The organism is Pseudomonas sp. GW460-LB5 (assembly GCF_059423245.1).
Window position 1 is genome coordinate 1 of the sequence record NZ_JBWKXT010000121.1, and the last position, 2,231, is coordinate 2,231.

Below are 2,231 nucleotides of genomic sequence, written 5' to 3' on the forward strand. Positions count from 1 at the left end.
TTTTCGTCCAATGACGCTGTAGGTGCCTGGAAAATTGCAACTTGCCGCGGCTGCACGACAAGTTGATCGGAGCATCCCTAGGCGCCGTCATGAATTAGCGGCTATGGTAGGAAAGCGGTAAGCGAAACGACTGTACGCTCTGAAAGGATTCTGGGCGTTTCCCGTTATTGCGGAAGGGAAGACTATGCAGCAGCTACCAGTGGACGAAACCATCCGAGCGGCATTGAAGAAGACTCATGCGCGCTTGCACCGCCAACATGAGCTCGTGGTCGAGTTTGGCGTAATGTCCCTGAAGGCTGCGGACTTGGATCTGTTGCTGACCCGTGCATGTGAAGTAGTCGCTGAAGGGATGAGCACTCGTTTTTCCAAGGTGCTCCAGCCAGCAGAGGACGGGGAAGGGGAAGGGTTTGTTCTGACCCACGGCGTTGGCTGGGATGCTTCTGACATCGGGCGGGCAACCGTGGGCGGCGATGTGGCTAGTCCCGCAGGCTATGCATTGGCCACCTACAGGCCCGTACTCTCGAATCATTTGGGTATGGAAAACCGCTTTCGAACGCCGGAACTGCTGAAAAAATATGGAATCGAGCGGGCCATCAATGTCCCGATCCGGGGTTTGCTCAGCCCGTTTGGTGTACTGGAAGCCGACAGCAGCAACGGGGACGATTTTGTAGAGAGCGATCTGGTATTTCTGGAAGGCATCTCGAACGTCATTTCCATGGCTGTCGAAAGAATATCTGCAGGCGTGGATGTTCCAGTTCCCGACCCTTATTCCGAGACCATTCTGAACGCAAGCCCTGACTGGGTGGATATCTTGGCCCCGAACGGCGAGATCGAGTTCATGAATGAAGCCGGGCTGACATTCCTGGATACCCAACTGACCACTGTTAAAGGTCAGCGATGGTATGACTTGTGGCCTGAGGAGTCGCGATCATTTGTTTGGGAGGCGGTAGCTAAAGTCAGCGCTGGCGAAACCATGAGGTTCGAATCGTACTGCCCAATCGCTCCCGATGAACCCAAATGGTGGGACGTGACGGTGGCGCCGATCCTCGGAGCGGACGGCAAGGTCGAGCGAATGATTGCCGTATCGCGAGATATCACCGAGCGTCATCAATATGAGGCTCAATTGCTGTCGCTCATCGAGGCTCAGAATAGCAAGCAGAACCGAAGCGACCTCTATCTCGAAGAGATCCACCATCGCGTCAAGAACAGCCTTCACCTGGTAAACACACTGCTGTTGCTACAGGCCAATCTCACGCCCGATGCAGCGGTTAAATTGCAGCTTGAAACCGCTGCAGGCCGAGTAGTGACCATTGCCACGGTTCACGAGCGGCTGTACCAGGCTGCCGAAGATCAAGAACTTCGTGCGCGTGATTACCTCACTGCTCTGTTGGGGGATCTGGGCAGAGCCTTAGCCGAGCGCAAAATTGTGCTGGACGCTGACGAGTTCGTATTGCCTTCAGAAAGAATGGCGCCCCTGGGACTGGTAATTTCTGAACTGATCACCAATGCCCTCAAGTATGGTAAGGGCAACATTGAGGTGGCCGTCAAGCATGCCGGCGACCATGCGCTACTCACCGTCAGGGATGAGGGCGACGGCTTCCCTGATAATTATCCAAAGCCGACAGGTACGGGGCTTGGCATGCGATTGGTCAAAAGCTATTCCGGTTACGGTAGCGCGGCAGTGGAGGTTGATCGGCAGGATAGTAAAAGCTGTATCCATGTACGCTTCAAACTTTAGGCGCGCCTGCACACACCGATGGCACTTAGCCAAATGCGTATGGTCGTAATGAGGCTGATTCGAGACCTGGGATCATCATTGGAGGAGTAGGGTATGCGTAACTGGGGATGGCTGATGACTGCGGTAGGTTACGCTGGGCTTTCAGGAATGTTAGCCATAATCGGCGTTGCGGTTTCAGGGTTTCACAACCTCACTAGCGAGATGCTAGGGGTGAGCCTGTTGCTAGCGGCAGCGTCATTGGCGCTGGTGTTCGTTGGTGGTCGTCTTCGAGCGAGAGGCAAACCCTTGTTGCCCATTTCGCTGTCTTCTTAACACCGCTTTCATTTTCTCTAAAAGTGGCCAGAGTGCCATGCACCCCGGCCTGGCTCATTTCAAGTTAACGGTTCTCGCTACCGCGACCGCCGCCGTGGCTGTTTTGCCCGCCTTTACGGCCAGCCTCCGAGGCACGCTCACGGTCGTTGGCAAAGTTGCCGCCTGAGCTCTGCCCGCCTTT

2 protein-coding genes are annotated in these 2,231 nt (G+C 55.2%); one reads left to right on the top strand and one right to left on the bottom strand.

Annotation, left to right across the window (positions count from 1 at the left end):
* Nucleotides 1–184 precede the first annotated feature (184 nt).
* Nucleotides 185–1,738 carry a sensor histidine kinase gene (locus tag AC07XM_RS30925; protein ID WP_028697816.1) on the top strand — a complete coding sequence of 518 codons (1,554 nt, stop codon included), beginning with the start codon at nt 185–187 and terminating at the stop codon, nt 1,736–1,738.
* A 376-nt stretch (nt 1,739–2,114) separates the two neighbouring features.
* Here the strand turns inward: AC07XM_RS30925 and AC07XM_RS30930 are convergent.
* Nucleotides 2,115–2,231: con-10 family general stress protein (locus tag AC07XM_RS30930; protein ID WP_172455981.1), on the bottom strand; the 117-nt coding region annotated here is incomplete at its 5' end.

What these genes read in the sequence shown, in the direction of transcription:
- AC07XM_RS30925 (WP_028697816.1), top strand. Translation starts at nt 185, where the DNA reads ATGCAGCAGCTACCAGTGGACGAAACCATCCGAGCGGCATTGAAGAAG.